Source organism: Curtobacterium sp. NPDC087080, assembly GCF_044745105.1.
In the GTDB taxonomy this organism is placed as follows: Bacteria; Actinomycetota; Actinomycetes; order Actinomycetales; family Microbacteriaceae; genus Curtobacterium.
In genome coordinates, this window is the sequence record NZ_JBIUZP010000001.1 from 292,560 (window position 1) to 310,363 (window position 17,804).

Consider the following 17,804-nt stretch of genomic DNA (forward strand, 5'->3'; position numbering starts at 1 on the left):
GGGTCGGGGCATGAGCGAAGACCGACCCGTCCGCCAGCCGTCCGCCGTCGACCGCGTCGCCGAGGACTGGGTGTCCACCCTCGTCGACCTCGACCCGACCGTCGCCACGTACATCGGTGTCCCGGGACGCACCGACGGCTACGGCGACGCTTCTCCCGCCGGTGCCGACGCCCTCGCCGACGCTGCCCGCTCGGCCCGCCGCGCCCTCGACGCCGCCGAGTCCACCGACGACGTGGACCGCGTGACGAAGACCGACCTCGGCGCGGAGCTCGACCTGGTCGTCGAGTCGCACGAGCGGAAGCTGCACCTGCGGAACCTCAACGTGATCGCGAGCCCCGCGCAGGAGTTCCGCGACGTCCTCGACCTGATGCCGACCGCCACGGCCGACGACTGGCAGGACGTCGCCGGTCGTCTCGCCGCACTGCCGGGCGCCCTCGAGGGGTGCCGAGAGACCCTGCTCCAGGGCACGCGTGAGCAGGTGACGCCCGCGAAGCGCCAGGTCGAGTTCGTCGCCGAGCAGGCGGCCCGCAACGGCGCCGAGGACGGGTTCTTCCGGCAGCTGGTGGACGGCGCCGCGCTCGAGGGCGGCGCGCCGCTGCCCGAGTCGCTCCGCAGCGAACTGGCCCGCGGGGCCGAGGTCGCAGCCGCCGCCTACCGCTCGTTCAGCGGCTTCCTCGAGCACGAGCTCCTGCCGCTCGCGACCCCGGTGGACGCGGTCGGCCGCGAGGACTACGAGCTGCACTCCCGACGATTCCTCGGCGCGGTCGTCGACCTCGACGAGACGTACGAGTGGGGCATCGAGGAGCTCGCCCGCATGCGCGACGAGCAGGAGCGCATCGCGGACCGCATCGAGTCGGGTGCCTCCGTGGCGCGCGCGATCGAGGTCCTCGACGCCGACCCCGCCCGCATCCTGCACGGCACCGACGCGCTGCAGCGGTGGATGCAGGAGACGAGCGACGCGTCGATCCGGGCGATGGACGGGAAGTACTTCGACATCGCCGACCCGATCAAGCGCCTGGAGTGCCGGATCGCGCCGACGCAGGAGGGCGGGATCTACTACACCGGCCCCTCCGACGACTTCTCCCGGGCCGGCCGCATGTGGTGGTCGGTGCCGCAGGGCGTGACCGAGTTCGGCACCTGGCGCGAGAAGACCACGGTCTACCACGAGGGCGTCCCGGGCCACCACCTGCAGATCAGCCAGGCGGTCTACAACCGCGGCGAGCTGAACACGTGGCGCCGCCAGCTGGCCGGTCCGTCCGGGCACGTGGAGGGCTGGGCGCTCTACGCCGAGCGGCTCATGGAGCAGCTCGGGTTCCTCGACGACGACGGCGACCGCCTCGGCATGCTCGACGGCCAGCGGATGCGTGCGGCCCGCGTCGTGCTCGACATCGGCGTGCACCTGCAGAAGACCAACCCCGACGGCGGCGGCTGGACGTGGGAGTACGCGCTCGACTTCATGGGGCAGAACGTCAACATGGCGCCGGAGTTCGTGCAGTTCGAGGTCGCCCGCTACTTCGGGTGGCCGGGACAGGCCCCGTCCTACAAGGTCGGGCAGCGCGTCTGGGAGTCCATCCGCGACGAGCTCGCCGCCCGTGAGGGCGCCGCGTTCGACCTCAAGGCCTTCCACCACCGCGCGCTCGCGCTCGGCGGTGTCGGCCTGGACACGCTCCGGAGCGCGCTGCTGGGCTGACCACCAGCGGCTGGCGACGGACGGCTGACGGACGGGAGGCGCGGGGCGGACCCCGCCACGCGCCTCGCGTCCGTCGCGGGTGGGGCTCCTCCGTCCGGCCGGGTCCGGCCCGTCCGCGACACGCGACGACACGCCCGGTTGTCAGGGTCACCGCGCTGCGGTTAGACTCGATCGGCGCAATCTGCGTCATCCAACCAACCGCTGCGACGGCTCGTACCTGTGACAGGTGCGGACCAGGGGGTCGCTCCCTCGCCGTCTCGGCCCGACTCATGTCCGTTCGGAGCAATCTCTACATGACAACCACCACGACCAAGGCTCCCAAGCAGGTCGCCATCAACGACATCGGCTCGGCTGATGACTTCCTGGCCGAGGTCGAGAAGACCCTGAAGTTCTTCAACGACGGAGACCTCATCTCCGGCACCGTCGTGAAGATCGACCGCGACGAGGTCCTCCTCGACGTCGGTTACAAGACCGAGGGTGTCATCCCCTCGCGCGAGCTCTCGATCAAGCACGACGTCGACCCCAACGAGGTCGTCGAGGTCGGCGACGAGGTCGAGGCCCTGGTCCTCCAGAAGGAGGACAAGGAAGGCCGCCTCATCCTGTCGAAGAAGCGTGCGCAGTACGAGCGCGCGTGGGGCGACGTCGAGAAGATCAAGGAGTCCGACGGCGTCGTGACCGGCACGGTCATCGAGGTCGTCAAGGGCGGTCTGATCGTCGACATCGGCCTCCGTGGCTTCCTCCCGGCCTCGCTCATCGAGCTGCGTCGCGTCCGCGACCTGACCCCGTACCTGGGCCAGGAGCTCGAGGCGAAGATCCTGGAGCTCGACAAGAACCGCAACAACGTAGTCCTCTCGCGCCGCGCCCTGCTCGAGCAGACGCAGTCCGAGTCGCGCACCACCTTCCTCAACAACCTCCACAAGGGCCAGGTCCGCAAGGGCATCGTGTCGTCGATCGTCAACTTCGGTGCGTTCGTCGACCTGGGCGGCGTCGACGGTCTCGTCCACGTCTCCGAGCTCTCCTGGAAGCACATCGAGCACGCCAGCGAGGTCGTCGAGGTCGGTCAGGAAGTCACCGTCGAGATCCTCGAGGTGGACCTGGACCGCGAGCGCGTGTCGCTCTCGCTCAAGGCTACGCAGGAGGACCCGTGGCAGGTCTTCGCCCGCACCCACGCGATCGGCCAGATCGCACCGGGCAAGGTCACGAAGCTCGTGCCGTTCGGTGCCTTCGTCCGCGTCGCCGACGGCATCGAGGGTCTCGTCCACATCTCGGAGCTCTCGAACAAGCACGTCGAGCTCGCCGAGCAGGTCGTCTCCGTCGGTGACGAGGTCTTCGTCAAGATCATCGACATCGACCTCGACCGTCGTCGCATCTCGCTCAGCCTCAAGCAGGCGAACGAGGGCGTGGACCCGGAGGGCACCGAGTTCGACCCGGCGCTCTACGGCATGCCGACCGAGTACGACGACCAGGGCAACTACAAGTACCCCGAGGGCTTCGACCCGGAGACCAACGAGTGGCTCGAGGGCTACGACACCCAGCGCACCGAGTGGGAGGGCCAGTACGCGGCCGCCCAGTCGCGCTGGGAGGCCCACAAGGCGCAGGTCGCGAAGACCATCGCCGACGAGGAGAAGGGTGGCTTCGACCTCCCGGCCTCGGCCTCGAGCTCGTCCTCGTCGACCTTCTCGAGCGAGTCGAACGGTCAGGGCACCCTGGCCGACGACGCCTCGCTCGCGGCGCTCCGCGAGAAGCTCAGCTCGAGCAACTGATCGAGCGGGTCGCACCGTACCGGAAGCCCGGCACTCCTCACGGGGTGCCGGGCTTCCGGCGTTCCGCGACCTGATCGGTAGCCTGGAGCGGTGCGCATCATCGGTCTGACAGGCGGCATCGCCGCGGGCAAGTCCACGGTCTCCCGTCGCTGGGCGGAGCACGGCGCGGTGGTCGTCGACGCCGACCGGCTCGCGCGACAGGCGGTCGCACCGGGCAGTCCCGGGCTCGCCCGCGTCGCCGAGCGGTTCGGGACGGGCGTGCTCGCACCCGACGGCTCGCTCGACCGGCCCGCGCTCGGCAGCATCGTGTTCGCCGACGCCGCGGCTCGGAAGGACCTCGAGGGCATCACCCACCCCGAGGTGTGGCGTCTCGCACGGCAGGCGTTCGACGCCGCCGAGGCAGCCGATCCCGACGCCGTCGTCGTGTACGACGTGCCGCTGCTGGCCGAGGCCCGGGGGAGCCGTCCGATCCGGTTCGACGCGGTCGTCGTCGTCGACGCCCCCGCGGCACAGCGCGTCGAACGGCTCGTGGAGCACCGGGGGATGGCCCGCGAGGAGGCCGAGCGTCGGGTGGGCGCACAGGCGTCCGACGCGGAGCGACTCGCCCTCGCCGACCACGTCGTCGACGCGACCGGCTCGCTCGAGGACACGCTCCGGTCGGCGGACGAGGTGTGGCACCGGATCGCCGGCTGAGGCGGTCCTGCGCGCTCGCGCGCACGCTCAGCTGTGGGCGATCAGGGCCGCGTGGTGTCAGGGGTCCCGACTAGCGTTGGTCCCATGGCAGTGTCGATCGAGCCCACCCGGGCGATCCGTCCCTTCGAGGTGATCAGCGAGTACTCGCCGAGCGGTGACCAGCCGGCGGCGATCGCCGAGCTCGCCGGTCGGATCAACGCCGGTGAGACCGACGTGGTGCTCCTCGGAGCGACCGGTACCGGTAAGTCGGCGACGACGGCCTGGCTCATCGAGCAGGTGCAGCGCCCGACGCTCGTGCTCGCGCACAACAAGACCCTGGCCGCGCAGCTGGCGAACGAGTTCCGCGGGCTCATGCCGAACAACGCGGTCGAGTACTTCGTGTCGTACTACGACTACTACCAGCCCGAGGCGTACGTCCCGCAGACGGACACCTTCATCGAGAAGGACTCCTCGGTCAACGCCGAGGTCGAGCGCCTCCGCCACTCGACGACGAACTCGCTGCTCAGCCGGCGCGACGTCGTGGTCGTCTCCACCGTGTCCTGCATCTACGGCCTCGGCACGCCGGAGCAGTACATGAACGCGTCGATCGCGCTCCACGTCGGCCAGACGATCTCGCGGGACCAGCTCGTGCGCAAGTTCGTCGGCATGCAGTACCAGCGGAACGACGTCGACTTCGCGCGCGGTACCTTCCGTGTGCGCGGCGACACCATCGAGATCATCCCGATGTACGAGGAACACGCCATCCGCATCGAGATGTTCGGTGACGAGATCGAGGCGCTCACCTCGCTGCACCCGCTGACCGGCAACGTCATCGCGGACCTGCCCGGCGTCTCGATCTTCCCGGCGTCGCACTACGTCGCCGACACCGACGTGATGCACCGTGCGATCGAGCGGATCAAGGAGGAGCTGGCCGAGCGGCTCGCCGAGCTCGAGGGCCAGGGCAAGCTGCTCGAGGCCCAGCGGCTCCGGATGCGCACGACCTTCGACATCGAGATGATGGAGCAGATCGGGTTCTGTTCCGGCATCGAGAACTACTCGCGGCACATGGACGGGCGCGAGGCCGGCGAGGCCCCGCACTGCCTCATCGACTACTTCCCGGACGACTTCCTCATCGTCATCGACGAGTCCCACGTGACCGTCCCGCAGATCGGTGCGATGTACGAGGGCGACGCGTCCCGCAAGCGCACGCTCGTCGAGCACGGCTTCCGGCTGCCGAGCGCCCTCGACAACCGACCGCTGACGTGGGAGGAGTTCCTCGACCGCGTCGGCCAGAAGGTCTACCTGTCCGCGACCCCGGGCAAGTACGAGCTCGGTGTGACGGACAGCGTCGTCGAGCAGATCATCCGCCCGACCGGCCTGGTCGACCCCGAGATCGTGGTGAAGCCGAGCGACGGCCAGATCGACGACCTGCTCGAGGAGATCAAGCTCCGCGTCGAGCGGGACGAGCGCGTGCTCGTCACGACGCTCACGAAGCGGATGGCCGAGGAGCTCACCGACTTCCTGGGCAACGCCGGTGTGCGCGTCCGGTACCTGCACTCCGACGTCGACACCCTCAAGCGTGTGGAGCTGCTGACCGAGCTCCGCCAGGGCGTGTACGACGTGCTCGTCGGCATCAACCTGCTGCGCGAGGGCCTCGACCTGCCCGAGGTATCCCTCGTGGCGATCCTCGACGCCGACAAGGAAGGGTTCCTGCGCTCGTCGACGTCGCTCATCCAGACGATCGGCCGTGCCGCTCGCAACGTGTCGGGTCAGGTGCTGATGTACGCCGACAAGATGACCGACTCCATGCAGCAGGCCATCGAGGAGACCGATCGGCGTCGCGAGAAGCAGGTCGCCTACAACCTCGAGCACGGCATCGACCCGCAGCCCCTCCGCAAGAAGATCGCCGACATCACCGAAGTGCTGCAGCGCGAGAGCGACGACACCAAGGCCCTGCTCGAGGGTCGCCCGGCTGCCGACGGCCGCCGTTCGCCCACGCCGAACCTCCGCCGCGAGGGCATCGCTGGCGAGGGCGCGACCCAGCTCGAGGCGACGATCGCCGACCTCAACGACCAGATGCTCCAGGCCGCGGCCGAGCTCAAGTTCGAGCTCGCGGCCCGGCTCCGCGACGAGGTCCAGGACCTCAAGAAGGCCCTGCGCCAGATGGAGTCGGCCGGACATGTCCGCTGACTCCGCGGAGACCGTGCGACGCACGGTCGTCGTCACGGGCGCCAGCGCCGGTCTCGGCTACCACGCGGCGGAACAGCTCGCGGCTCAGGGGCACCGTGTGGTGCTCGCCACGCGCAACCCCCAGCGCGGAGCAGCCGCCGAGCGGAGCATCCGCACGCACGTCGACGACGCCGACCTCGTGCACCTGCACCTCGACCTGGCCGACCTCGGCAGCGTGCGCGACGCGGCGGCCGAGCTGCGGGGGCTCGGACCGGTGCACGCGCTCCTCAACAACGCCGGTGTGGTGGGCTCCGCCCGGCCACAGCGCACGGCGCAGGGGTTCGAGCTGCAGGTCGGCACGAACCACCTCGGGCACTTCGCCTGGACGGCCCTGGCACTGCCCGCGCTCGACCAGGACACCGGTCGCGTGGTCCACCTCGGTTCCATCGCGCACCGCTTCGCCACGCTCGACCGCAGGGACCCGCTTGCGGTCGGACGCTACGAGGGGCACCGGCAGTACGCCAGGAGCAAGCTCGCGGTGATGCTGTTCGGCTTCGAGCTCGCGCAGCGGCTGGGGGACGCCGGTTCGCGGGTCCGCAGCCTCGTCGCGCACCCGGGTCTGGCGCTGGACGCCGCCGCTCCTCCCCGCCCGGACGTCGCACCGACGCGCGCGGAGCCAGCGTGGATGCGCGCGGGCTCGGGTTGGGTGGCGCAGGGCAAGGACGCCGGGGCGTGGCCGCTCGTGCACGCCGCGGTGGGCGACGGTGTCCGCTCCGGGGAGTACTGGGGGCCCGGCGGGCCGCTCCAGTTCGCCGGTCGGCCGGCACTCGTGCCCGCTCGTCCGCGTGCGCACGACCGGACCACGGCCGCGCGCCTGTGGACGGCGAGCGAGCAGGCGACCGGCGTCGCGTTCGCTCTCGACGCACTCGGCTGACCCGCCACGCCCGGACGGATGTCGGTGCTGCTTCGTAGAATCGTCTGCGATGACCATCACCTCTGACCGCGGAACCGCGACCCCTGGCCGGAACGCCTTCGGCGAGCCCGCAGACCTCCACATCCCCGGCGGGACGGCGCCGCACAACACCTCGACGCTCAGCGTCCGTGGTGCTCGCGTCCACAACCTGCGCGACGTCGACCTCGAGATCCCGCGCGACTCGCTCGTCGTCTTCACCGGGCTGTCCGGGTCGGGCAAGTCCTCGCTCGCGTTCGACACGATCTTCGCCGAGGGCCAGCGCCGCTACGTGGAGTCGCTCTCGGCCTACGCCCGCCAGTTCCTCGGGCAGGTGGACCGGCCCGACGTCGACTTCATCGAGGGGCTCTCCCCGGCCGTCTCGATCGACCAGAAGTCGACGAACCGGAACCCGCGATCGACCGTCGGTACCATCACCGAGGTCTACGACTACATGCGTCTGCTGTGGGCGCGCATCGGCGTCCCGCACTGCCCCGTCTGCGGCGAGGTGATCAGCAAGCAGAGCGTGCAGCAGATCGCCGACCAGCTCATGGAGTTCGAGAACGGGACCCGCTTCCAGGTCCTCGCGCCGGTCGTCTCGAAGAAGAAGGGCGAGTTCGTCGACCTCTTCCAGGAGCTCGCTGCGTCCGGCTACGCCCGTGCCATCGTCGACGGTGAGCGGATCCAGCTGAGCGACCCGCCGAAGCTGAAGAAGCAGGTCAAGCACGACATCTCGGTGATCGTCGACCGCCTCGTCGCGAGCGACGACATCCTCGGCCGCCTCACCGACTCGCTCGAGACCGCCCTGCGGCTGACGGGCGGCACCGTCGCGATCGACCTCGTCGACCACGAGGGGCCGGGCGCGGTCCGGACCTACTCCGAGAACCTGTCCTGCCCGAACAACCACCCGCTCGCGCTGACGGAGATCGAGCCGCGGACCTTCTCGTTCAACGCACCCTTCGGCGCGTGCCCGGAGTGCTCCGGCCTCGGGACCCGGATGTCGGTCGACCCCGACCTGGTGCTCGGTGACCCCGAGGCCTCGCTGCGCGACGGTGTCCTGCTGCCCTGGACGGGCACGAGTGGGCTGTACTCGTACTTCGAGAAGCTCCTCGCGGGCCTCGGCAAGGACCTCGGGTTCAGCCTCGACACCCCGTGGAGCCAGCTCGACCCCTCGGTGCAGGCCGCGATCCTGACCGGCAAGGACTTCCAGGTCTCCGTGTCGTGGAAGAACCGCTTCGGCCGTGAGATGCGCTACACGAGCGGGTTCGAGGGCGTCATGCCCTACATCGAGCGCAAGTTCGCCGAGGCCGAGTCGGACTCGCAGCGGCAGCGCTTCCAGGGCTACCTGCGCGAGGTGCCCTGCCCGGTCTGCGACGGCACGCGCCTCAAGCCCGAGGTCCTCGCGGTGACGGTCGACGGCCGCAGCATCGCCGACGTGACCGACATGTCGCTCGACCAGGCCTACGGCTTCATGGACGAGCTGACGCTCACCGAGCGCGAGGCGCACATCGCCGCCGCGGTGCTCCGCGAGATCCGGGCGCGCCTTGAGTTCCTGCTGGAGGTCGGTCTCAACTACCTGACCCTGGCGCGGGGCGCCGGCGGGCTCTCCGGCGGGGAGGCCCAGCGCATCCGGCTCGCGACGCAGATCGGCTCGGGTCTGACCGGCGTGCTCTACGTGCTCGACGAGCCGAGCATCGGTCTGCACCAGCGCGACAACCGACGACTGATCGACACGCTCGTGAAGCTGAAGGACCTCGGCAACACCCTCATCGTCGTCGAGCACGACGAGGACACCATCCGCACGGCCGACTGGGTCGTCGACATCGGACCCGGCGCGGGCGTGAACGGCGGCAAGGTCGTGCACTCCGGTTCCTACGAGGGCATCATCGAGAACCGCGAGTCGGTGACGGGGGACTACCTCGCTGGTCGGCGTGCGATCGAGGTCCCGTCAGAGCGACGGAAGATCAACCCGAAGCGCGTCATCAGCGTGCAGGGTGCGCGGGCGAACAACCTCAAGCAGGTCGACGTCGACTTCCCGCTCGGGGTCTTCACCGCGGTCACCGGCGTCAGCGGTTCCGGCAAGTCGACCCTGGTGAACGACATCCTGTACAAGGTGCTCGCGAACCAGCTCAACGGCGCACGGCACATCGCCGGCAAGCACACCCGCGTCAAGGGCCTCGACCAGCTCGACAAGGTCGTGCACGTCGACCAGGCGCCGATCGGCCGTACGCCGCGGTCGAACCCGGCGACCTACACGGGTGTGTTCGACCGCATCCGGCAGCTCTTCGCCGAGACGCCCGAGGCGAAGGCGCGCGGCTACCAGCCCGGTCGGTTCAGCTTCAACGTCAAGGGCGGCCGCTGCGAGAACTGCTCCGGCGACGGCACGATCAAGATCGAGATGAACTTCCTGCCCGACGTCTACGTCGCGTGCGAGGTCTGCGGCGGTGCGCGGTACAACCGCGAGACCCTGCAGGTGCACTACAAGGGCAAGGACATCTCCGAGGTCCTCGACATGCCGATCAGCGAGGCGGCCGAGTTCTTCGAGCCGATCTCCGCGATCCACCGCTACATGGCGACGCTCGTCGACGTGGGCCTCGGCTACGTGCGCCTCGGTCAGAGCGCCACGACGCTCTCCGGCGGCGAGGCACAGCGCGTCAAGCTGGCGACGGAGCTCCAGCGCCGCTCGAACGGCCGGACGGTCTACGTGCTCGACGAGCCGACGACCGGTCTGCACTTCGAGGACGTCCGGAAGCTGCTGCTCGTGCTGCAGAGCCTGGTCGACAAGGGCAACACCGTCATCACGATCGAGCACAACCTCGACGTGATCAAGTCGGCCGACTGGCTCGTGGACATGGGTCCGGAGGGCGGCGCCGGCGGTGGTACGGTCCTGGCCGTCGGGACGCCCGAGCACGTGGCCGACGTCCCCGAGAGCCACACCGGTGTGTTCCTGCGCGAGATCTTCGACGCGCAGGACGCCCGCGTGGGCAAGGAACAGGCGGTCGGTGCCCGGCAGGCGACCCAGAAGCAGCAGGGCACGAAGCAGCAGGGCAAGCAGAAGGCGGGTGCTCGGTAGGTGGCGGACACCGTCTCCTGGCGGCCGAAGGCGGGGGAGATCCCGACCGACCCAGGCGTCTACCGGTGGCGTGACGAGGCCGGACGGGTGCTCTACGTCGGCAAGGCGAAGAACCTCCGTGCCCGACTGAGCAACTACTTCGCTCCGCTGCCGACCCTGCACGAGCGCACCCGGCGCATGGTGCTCACCGCGCGCAGCGTCGAGTGGACCACGGTCGGCTCCGAGATCGAGGCGCTGCAGCTCGAGTACACCTGGATCAAGGAGTTCGACCCGCCCTTCAACGTCAAGTTCCGGGACGACAAGTCGTACCCGTACATGGCGATCACCCTGGGCGAGGAGTCGCCGCGGGTGATGGTGACGCGGAACCGCAAGATCAAGGGCGCGAAGTACTTTGGGCCCTACCCGAAGATCTGGGCGGTGCACGACACCATCGACCTGATGATCAAGGTGTTCCCGATCCGCACCTGCTCGGACTCGTCGTACAAGAAGGCGATGCAGACCGGGAAGCCGTGCTTCCCGGGACAGATCGGCAAGTGCGGCGGTCCGTGCTCGCAGAAGGTCACGATCGCGGAGCACCGGGCGATCGTCGAGGAGTTCGTCCGCTTCATGGGCAGCTACGACCGCAAGGTGATCACGACCCTGCGGCAGCGCATGGGAGCGGCGGCCGACGCGATGGACTACGAGCAGGCCGCGAAGTACCGCGACCAGGTCGGTGCGCTCGAGGCGGTGCTCGAGAAGTCGGCCGTCGTCCTCCGCGACTCGGTGGACCTGGACCTCTTCGGCGTCGCCGAGGACGAGCTCGCGGCCGCCGTGCAGCTGTTCTCGGTCCGCGGTGGGCGCATCCGCGGCGTCCGGGGGTGGGTGGTCGACAAGGAGCTCGACATCAGCACGGGCGACCTCGTCGAGCAGATCGTGCAGGGCCAGTACGCCACGAGCGACGACGTCCCACGCGAGGTCGTCGTGCCCGAGCTGCCCGAGGACGCCGAGGCGCTGCAGCAGTGGCTCAGCGAACGACGCGGCGGACGCGGGACGAAGCTCAGCACGGCGCAGCGGGGAGACCGAGCGGGGCTCGCGCGCACGGCCGCCCAGAACGCCGCGCAGGCGCTGATGCTCTACAAGACCAAGCGCAGCGCCGACTACACGACCCGGTCGGCCGCCCTCGCCGACATCCAGGACGCCCTCGGCATGACCGAGGCCCCGTTGCGCATGGAGTGCTACGACATCTCGCACCTGCAGGGCACGAACGTCGTGGCCTCGATGGTCGTGTTCGAGGACGGACTGCCGCGGAAGGACCAGTACCGGCGGTACACGATCGCCGAGACGACCGACGACACCGACAGCATGTACCAGGTGCTGTCGCGTCGTCTGGCGCGTCTGGACGAGGACGCCTCGGTGCCGGACGTCCCCGACGCCACGAGCGAGGACGTCGTCGAGGGAACCAAGCCCACGAAGCGCTTCGCGTACCGCCCGCAGCTGCTCATCGTCGACGGTGGTCAGCCGCAGGTGCAGGCGGCGAAGCGGGCGATGGACGAGGCCGGGGTGCACGACATCGCCCTGGTCGGCATCGCGAAGCGCCTCGAGGAGCTCTGGCTGCCCGACGACGACTTCCCGGTGATCATGCCGCGCAACTCCGAGGCGTTGTTCCTGATCCAGCGGATCCGCGACGAGGCGCACCGGTTCGCGATCACGCACCAACGGACCCGACGGAAGCGCGACGTCCGGTCGCAGCTGTCGGAGATCCCGGGGCTCGGCCCGACCCGCGTGAACGCCCTGCTCAAGCACTTCGGGTCCGTGGCACGCCTGCGCGAGGCGACGGCGGAGCAGATCGCCGAGGTGAACGGGGTCGGGCCGGCCACGGCGGCAGCGGTCGTCACGAAGCTGGCGCAGACCCCCCGCAGTGCACCGGAAGCGAGCGCGCCGGGAGCGAGCGCGCCCGGCGCGAGTGCACCCGATGCACCCGACGCACCCGACGCGGTCGTGGCGGCGGACGTGACGGAGCCGGACCGTGCCTCCCGGCCGGCGCTCCCGACGGGTCCCGTCCGTGTCCCGGCCGTCTCCCACGACGGCCCGTCCCGCCCACGGTGACCCGCACCGCCCCGAGCGGGGGACGGTAGCCTGGACGAGCAGCCGAGACCCGAAGCCGAGACCTCCCCGGGCCGTGGCCCGGGCCCCCACGACGGAGCCCTCCCACACATGAGCGACACGAGCGCCGACCGACCAGCCCCGACGTCCGCGTCGCAGCAGCACGACATCCTCATCGTCACCGGCATGTCCGGAGCCGGCCGCTCGACGGTCGGCAAGGCCCTCGAGGACCTCGGCTGGTACGTGGTCGACAACCTCCCGACGCAGATGCTCGGCCCGCTGACGGAGCTCGCCGACCGGGCGGGGGAGAAGATCCCGAAGATCGCGACCGTCGTCGACGTCCGCGGCGGGCGGTTCTTCACCGACCCGGAACAGGCGGTCGAGCAGGTCCGGGCGGGCACGTCCGCCCGGGTCCGGGTGCTCTTCCTCGAGGCGACCGACGCCGTGCTCGTGCGCCGCTTCGAGCAGGTCCGGCGTCCGCACCCGCTGCAGGGCGACGGGACGCTGCTCGACGGCATCGGGCTCGAACGGTCGCGCCTGTCGGGGCTGCGCGAGGCGTCCGACGTCGTCATCGACACGTCGGACCTCAACATCCACCAGCTCGCGAACGCGGTGACCGACCGGTTCGCCGACGACCACTTCGTCGGGGTGCAGGTCACGCTGATGAGCTTCGGGTTCAAGTACGGGCTGCCCGCCGACGCCGACATGGTGGCCGACGTGCGGTTCATCCCGAACCCCTACTGGGTGCCGGAGCTCCGCCCGCACACCGGCCTCGACGCCCCGGTCTCGGAGTACGTCCTGTCGCAGCCGGGTGCCCGCTCGTTCGTCGAGCGCTACGCCGCCGTGCTCGAGCCCGTGCTGGCGGGATACCAGCGCGAGAACAAAAGACACGCTACGATCGCCATCGGCTGTACCGGCGGCAAGCACCGCTCGGTCGCCGTCGTCGCCGAGTTGGCGAACCTCCTCCGCGGGATGTCCGACGTCGCCGTGCGTGTGAAGAACCGAGATCTCGGCCGGGAGTGACCGTTCCTCCGGCCGCTCCACACCACGTGCGCCGGACCCGCGGACCCCACCAGAGAAAACGTTAGGAATGATGCTGTGCCGTTGACTGCCGAGGTCAAGGACGAACTGGCCAGGGTCGCCGTGAACCGCAACACGGTCCGCGCCGCCGAACTCGCGACCATCCTGCGGTTCGCGGGCGGCCTGCACGTCATCTCGGGCAGGATCGCGGTCGAGGTCGAGCTCGACACCCGGATCATCGTGCACCGCGTGCGCAAGGACCTGGCGGAGCTGTACGGCGTGCGGAGCGAGGCGTCGGTGGGGTCGTCCGCTTCCTCCCGCCGCGGCACCCGCTACCTGGTCCGCGTGCTCGAGGCGGGGGAGACGCTCGCCCGCCAGACCGGGCTCATGGACGCCCGGCGTCGCCCGGTGCGCGGCCTGCCCAACCGTCTGACGACCGGCAACCGCGAGGACCTCGCCGCCATCTGGCGCGGTGCGTTCCTCGCCTCCGGCACGCTGACCGACCCGGGTCGTGCCGCAGCGCTCGAGGTCACCTGCCCGGGGAACGAGGCCGCGATGGCCCTGGTCGGTGCCGCATCGCGTCTCGGCATCGCGGCGAAGGGCCGTGAGGTCCGCGGCGTCCACCGCGTGGTCATCCGCGACGGCGAGGCGATCGGGCAGATGCTCACCGTCATGGGCGCCGCTCGCACGACCGCCGAGTGGGAGGAGATGCGCCAGCGCCGCGAGGTCCGTGCCACCGCCAACCGTCTGGTCAACTTCGACGACGCGAACCTGCGCCGCTCGGCGCAGGCCGCGGTCGCCGCGTGCGCCCGGGTCGAGCGTGCGCTCGAGATCCTGGCGGACGAGGTCCCGGACCACCTCAAGTACGCCGGCTCGCTGCGGCTCCAGCACCGTGACGCCTCCCTCGACGAGCTCGGCCAGCACGCCGAGCCGCCCATGACGAAGGACGCCATCGCCGGACGCATCCGTCGCCTGCTCGCGATGGCCGACAAGAAGGCGTCGGACCTGGGGATCCCGGGGACCGAGGCCAGCGTGCCGGAGGAACTCGAAGGGGCGTAGCCCCTGGCGTTCCCCACGACCTGACGGGAGGCGCGGTGCCGGCTGGCACCGCGCCTCCCGTTGCGTTCGTCCACCCGTCCACCGCCGCCCGTGCGACCGTCCGGACGGACCGTCATCCGGCGCGGGCGCGCAGTGTCCGACTGCTAGGGTCGTTACGGCGACGTTACGGGGCGTATCGTCCACCACACGTGGGTCCGCAGGGCCGCACGACTCCGAAAAGCAGCGCCCCCGGGGCGCTCCACACCCACCAGGAGATCCATTGACCGTCAAGATCGGCATCAACGGCTTCGGCCGCATCGGCCGTAACTTCTTCCGGGCCGCCCTCGCCAAGGGCTCCGACCTCGAGATCGTGGCGGTGAACGACCTCACCGACAACGCAGCCCTCGCGAACCTGCTGAAGTTCGACTCCATCACGGGCCGTCTCGGCGTCTCCGTCGAGCTCGACGGCGACAGCATCGTCGTCGACGGCAAGCCGATCAAGGTCCTCGCGGAGCGCGACCCCGCCAACCTCCCCTGGGGCGAGCTGGGCGTCGACATCGTCATCGAGTCGACCGGCTTCTTCACCAAGGCCGCCGACGCGCAGAAGCACATCGACGCGGGCGCCAAGAAGGTCATCATCTCGGCCCCGGCGACCGGCGACGACGTCACCATCGTCCTCGGCGTGAACGAGGACCAGTACGACCCCGAGAACCACAACATCATCTCGAACGCGTCGTGCACCACGAACAGCCTCGCGCCGCTCGCCAAGGTCTTCCACGACAAGTTCGGCATCGAGCGTGGCCTCATGACGACGGTGCACGCCTACACCGCCGACCAGAACCTGCAGGACGGCCCGCACAAGGACCCGCGTCGTGCCCGTGCCGCCGCGCTGAACATCGTCCCGACCTCGACCGGTGCGGCGAAGGCCATCGGCCTGGTCATGCCGGAGCTCGCCGGCAAGCTCGACGGCTACGCGCTCCGCGTGCCGGTGCCGACCGGTTCGATCACCGACCTGACCCTCGAGACGTCGTCCGAGGTCACCGTCGACGAGATCAACGCCGCCTACAAGGAGGCCGCCGAGGGCCCGCTCAAGGGCATCCTGCTCTACAGCGAGGACCCGCTGGTGTCGACCGACATCACGACGGACCCGCACTCGTCGATCTACGACTCCGGCCTCACCAAGGTCATCGGCAAGCTCGTCAAGATCACCTCGTGGTACGACAACGAGTGGGGCTACTCGAACCGCCTCGTCGACCTGACCGAGTACGTGGGCGAGCGACTCCCGGCATGAGCCTCCGCACCCTCGAGGACCTCGGCGACCTCGCCGGCAAGCGCGTCGTCGTCCGGTGTGACCTGAACGTCCCGCTCAAGGACGGCACGATCACCGACGACGGCCGCGTGCGGGCGTCGCTGGGCACGCTCAACACGCTCGTCAATGCCGGGGCGCGGGTCATCGTGATCTCGCACCTCGGCCGTCCCGACGGCAAGCCCGCGCAGGAGTACTCGCTCGCCCCCGTGGCGCAGCGGCTCTCCGAACTGCTGGGCAAGGAGGTCACCTTCGTCGGCGAGACCGTCGGTGACGAAGCGACCGCGGCCGCCGAGGCCCTCGGGGACGGCGACGTCCTGCTGCTCGAGAACCTCCGCTTCAACCCGGAGGAGACCTCGAAGGACGCGTCGGAGCGCCAGGCGTTCGCCGAGCGGATCGCCGGCCTCGGTGACGCGTTCGTGTCCGACGGCTTCGGTGTCGTGCACCGAAAGCAGGCCTCGGTGTACGAGCTCGCAGCAGCGCTGCCCAGCGCGGCCGGCTCGCTCATCGAGTCCGAGCTGACGGTGCTCGAGCGACTGACGAAGGACCCGCAGCGGCCCTACACGGTCGTGCTCGGCGGGTCGAAGGTCAGCGACAAGCTCGGCGTCATCGAGCACCTGCTCCCGCAGGTCGACACGCTCTGCATCGGCGGCGGCATGCTCTTCACGTTCCTCGCGGCCCAGGGCCACGGGGTCGCGAAGTCGCTGCTCGAGCAGGACCAGCTCGACACCGTCCGCGCCTACCTGTCGAAGGCGGACGAGCTCGGCGTGACGATCGACCTGCCGACCGACGTGGTGGTGGCCTCCGGCTTCGCGGCCGACGCCGACCACGAGACCGTCCCGGCGGACGCGATCGAGTCCTCGTCGTTCGGCGCCGACGGCATCGGCCTCGACATCGGCCCGGAGACCGCGGAGCGCTTCGCGTCGGCGGTGTCCGGTTCGAAGACCGTGTTCTGGAACGGCCCGATGGGCGTGTTCGAGTTCCCGGCGTTCGCGGCCGGCACGAAGACCGTCGCGCAGGCGCTGACCGAGGTCGACGGCCTCGGTGTCGTCGGTGGTGGTGACTCCGCCGCGGCCGTACGGTCCCTCGGGTTCTCGGACGACCGGTTCGGGCACATCTCGACCGGTGGTGGCGCGAGCCTCGAGTTCCTCGAGGGCAAGTCCCTGCCCGGTCTCGAAGCACTGGGGTGGTCCCGATGACCCGCACGCCGTTCATCGCCGGCAACTGGAAGATGAATCTCGACCACCTCCAGGCCATCGCCACCGTGCAGAAGCTCGCGTGGACGCTGAAGGACGCCCGCCACGACCACGACGACGTCGAGGTCGCGGTGTTCCCGCCCTTCACCGACCTCCGCAGCGTGCAGACGCTCATCTCGGCCGACAAGCTCGCGATCGAGTTCGGCGCGCAGGACCTCTCGCAGTACGACTCCGGTGCGTACACCGGTGACGTCTCGGGTGCCTTCCTCGCCGCGCTCGACGCGAAGTACGTCATCGTCGGACACTCCGAGCGTCGCACGATGCACGGTGAGACCGACGAGGTCGTGGCCGCCAAGACCGCCGCTGCCGTCAAGCACGGACTCGTGCCGGTCGTCTGCGTCGGCGAGACCGGCGAACAGCGCGAGCAGCGCGGCGCCGGCGTGGTCCCGGTCGAGCAGCTGAAGGTCGTCCTCGACGCCGTGAAGCCGTCCGAGATCGTCGTCGCGTACGAGCCCGTCTGGGCGATCGGCTCCGGCCAGGCCGCCACGGCGGAACAGGCACAGGAGGACTGCGCCGCCCTGCGTCGCGGGATCGCCGAGGCCTGGGGCGACGACCTCGCCGGGAGCACCCGTGTGCTCTACGGCGGCTCGGTGAAGTCGGGCAACATCGCCGGCTTCCTCCGCGAGCCCGACATCGACGGCGCGCTCGTCGGCGGGGCCTCGCTCGACGTGCAGGAGTTCGCGGCCATCGCGCGCTTCCGGCAGCACGTCGGTCTCTGATCCACCCCGCTCAGGCCGGTCACGTCCGCGTGGCCGGCCTGAGCCACGCCTTGCCCGGTGTCCTGGC

At 70.1% G+C, this 17,804-nt stretch carries 12 protein-coding genes; all 12 read left to right on the plus strand.

Going from position 1 to position 17,804, the window contains the following annotated elements; genetic code table 11:
- The first annotated feature begins 10 nt into the window (after positions 1 to 10).
- On the plus strand, positions 11 to 1,690 hold the full coding sequence (locus ACIPEQ_RS01350) for a DUF885 domain-containing protein (protein ID WP_402713597.1): 1,680 nt from the start codon (positions 11 to 13) through the stop codon (positions 1,688 to 1,690).
- A 293-nt stretch (positions 1,691 to 1,983) separates the two neighbouring features.
- Positions 1,984 to 3,453 carry a 30S ribosomal protein S1 gene (gene rpsA / locus ACIPEQ_RS01355; protein ID WP_402713598.1) on the plus strand — a complete coding sequence of 490 codons (1,470 nt, stop codon included), beginning with the start codon at positions 1,984 to 1,986 and terminating at the stop codon, positions 3,451 to 3,453.
- Positions 3,454 to 3,543: 90 nt separating this feature from the next.
- A complete protein-coding gene (coaE, locus tag ACIPEQ_RS01360) occupies positions 3,544 to 4,146 on the plus strand; it encodes a dephospho-CoA kinase (RefSeq protein ID WP_402713600.1) in 603 nt (200 codons plus the stop codon).
- A gap of 84 nt (positions 4,147 to 4,230) precedes the next feature.
- Complete coding sequence (gene uvrB, locus ACIPEQ_RS01365; RefSeq protein ID WP_402713602.1) at positions 4,231 to 6,315, plus strand: excinuclease ABC subunit UvrB; 2,085 nt, start codon at positions 4,231 to 4,233, stop codon at positions 6,313 to 6,315.
- Positions 6,305 to 7,228: an SDR family NAD(P)-dependent oxidoreductase gene (locus tag ACIPEQ_RS01370; RefSeq protein WP_402713603.1), complete on the plus strand. Its 924-nt coding sequence runs from the start codon at positions 6,305 to 6,307 to the stop codon at positions 7,226 to 7,228. The genes uvrB and ACIPEQ_RS01370 overlap by 11 nt, the downstream gene beginning before the upstream one ends.
- A gap of 49 nt (positions 7,229 to 7,277) precedes the next feature.
- On the plus strand, positions 7,278 to 10,316 hold the full coding sequence (gene uvrA / locus ACIPEQ_RS01375; protein WP_402713604.1) for an excinuclease ABC subunit UvrA: 3,039 nt from the start codon (positions 7,278 to 7,280) through the stop codon (positions 10,314 to 10,316).
- Positions 10,317 to 12,401: an excinuclease ABC subunit UvrC gene (gene uvrC, locus ACIPEQ_RS01380; protein WP_402713605.1), complete on the plus strand. Its 2,085-nt coding sequence runs from the start codon at positions 10,317 to 10,319 to the stop codon at positions 12,399 to 12,401.
- Positions 12,402 to 12,509: 108 nt separating this feature from the next.
- Positions 12,510 to 13,421, plus strand: coding sequence for an RNase adapter RapZ (gene rapZ / locus ACIPEQ_RS01385; protein WP_209677211.1), 912 nt, complete (start codon positions 12,510 to 12,512; stop codon positions 13,419 to 13,421).
- A gap of 75 nt (positions 13,422 to 13,496) precedes the next feature.
- A complete protein-coding gene (gene whiA / locus ACIPEQ_RS01390) occupies positions 13,497 to 14,477 on the plus strand; it encodes a DNA-binding protein WhiA (protein ID WP_126891140.1) in 981 nt (326 codons plus the stop codon).
- A 259-nt stretch (positions 14,478 to 14,736) separates the two neighbouring features.
- Positions 14,737 to 15,747 carry a type I glyceraldehyde-3-phosphate dehydrogenase gene (gene gap, locus ACIPEQ_RS01395; RefSeq protein WP_058727794.1) on the plus strand — a complete coding sequence of 337 codons (1,011 nt, stop codon included), beginning with the start codon at positions 14,737 to 14,739 and terminating at the stop codon, positions 15,745 to 15,747.
- Positions 15,744 to 16,961, plus strand: coding sequence for a phosphoglycerate kinase (locus ACIPEQ_RS01400; protein ID WP_402713607.1), 1,218 nt, complete (start codon positions 15,744 to 15,746; stop codon positions 16,959 to 16,961). The genes gap and ACIPEQ_RS01400 overlap by 4 nt, the downstream gene beginning before the upstream one ends.
- Positions 16,958 to 17,737 (plus strand): triose-phosphate isomerase, encoded by a 780-nt coding sequence (gene tpiA, locus ACIPEQ_RS01405; RefSeq protein ID WP_402713608.1) that lies wholly within the window; start codon positions 16,958 to 16,960, stop codon positions 17,735 to 17,737. The genes ACIPEQ_RS01400 and tpiA overlap by 4 nt, the downstream gene beginning before the upstream one ends.
- Positions 17,738 to 17,804: the final 67 nt, after the last annotated feature.

Coding starts and splice junctions, on each gene's coding strand:
- ACIPEQ_RS01350 (WP_402713597.1), top strand. CDS start 11: ATGAGCGAAGACCGACCCGTCCGCCAGCCGTCCGCCGTCGACCGCGTC.
- rpsA (WP_402713598.1), top strand. CDS start 1,984: ATGACAACCACCACGACCAAGGCTCCCAAGCAGGTCGCCATCAACGAC.
- uvrB (WP_402713602.1), top strand. CDS start 4,231: ATGGCAGTGTCGATCGAGCCCACCCGGGCGATCCGTCCCTTCGAGGTG.
- ACIPEQ_RS01370 (WP_402713603.1), top strand. CDS start 6,305: ATGTCCGCTGACTCCGCGGAGACCGTGCGACGCACGGTCGTCGTCACG.
- uvrA (WP_402713604.1), top strand. CDS start 7,278: ATGACCATCACCTCTGACCGCGGAACCGCGACCCCTGGCCGGAACGCC.
- rapZ (WP_209677211.1), top strand. CDS start 12,510: ATGAGCGACACGAGCGCCGACCGACCAGCCCCGACGTCCGCGTCGCAG.
- ACIPEQ_RS01400 (WP_402713607.1), top strand. CDS start 15,744: ATGAGCCTCCGCACCCTCGAGGACCTCGGCGACCTCGCCGGCAAGCGC.
- tpiA (WP_402713608.1), top strand. CDS start 16,958: ATGACCCGCACGCCGTTCATCGCCGGCAACTGGAAGATGAATCTCGAC.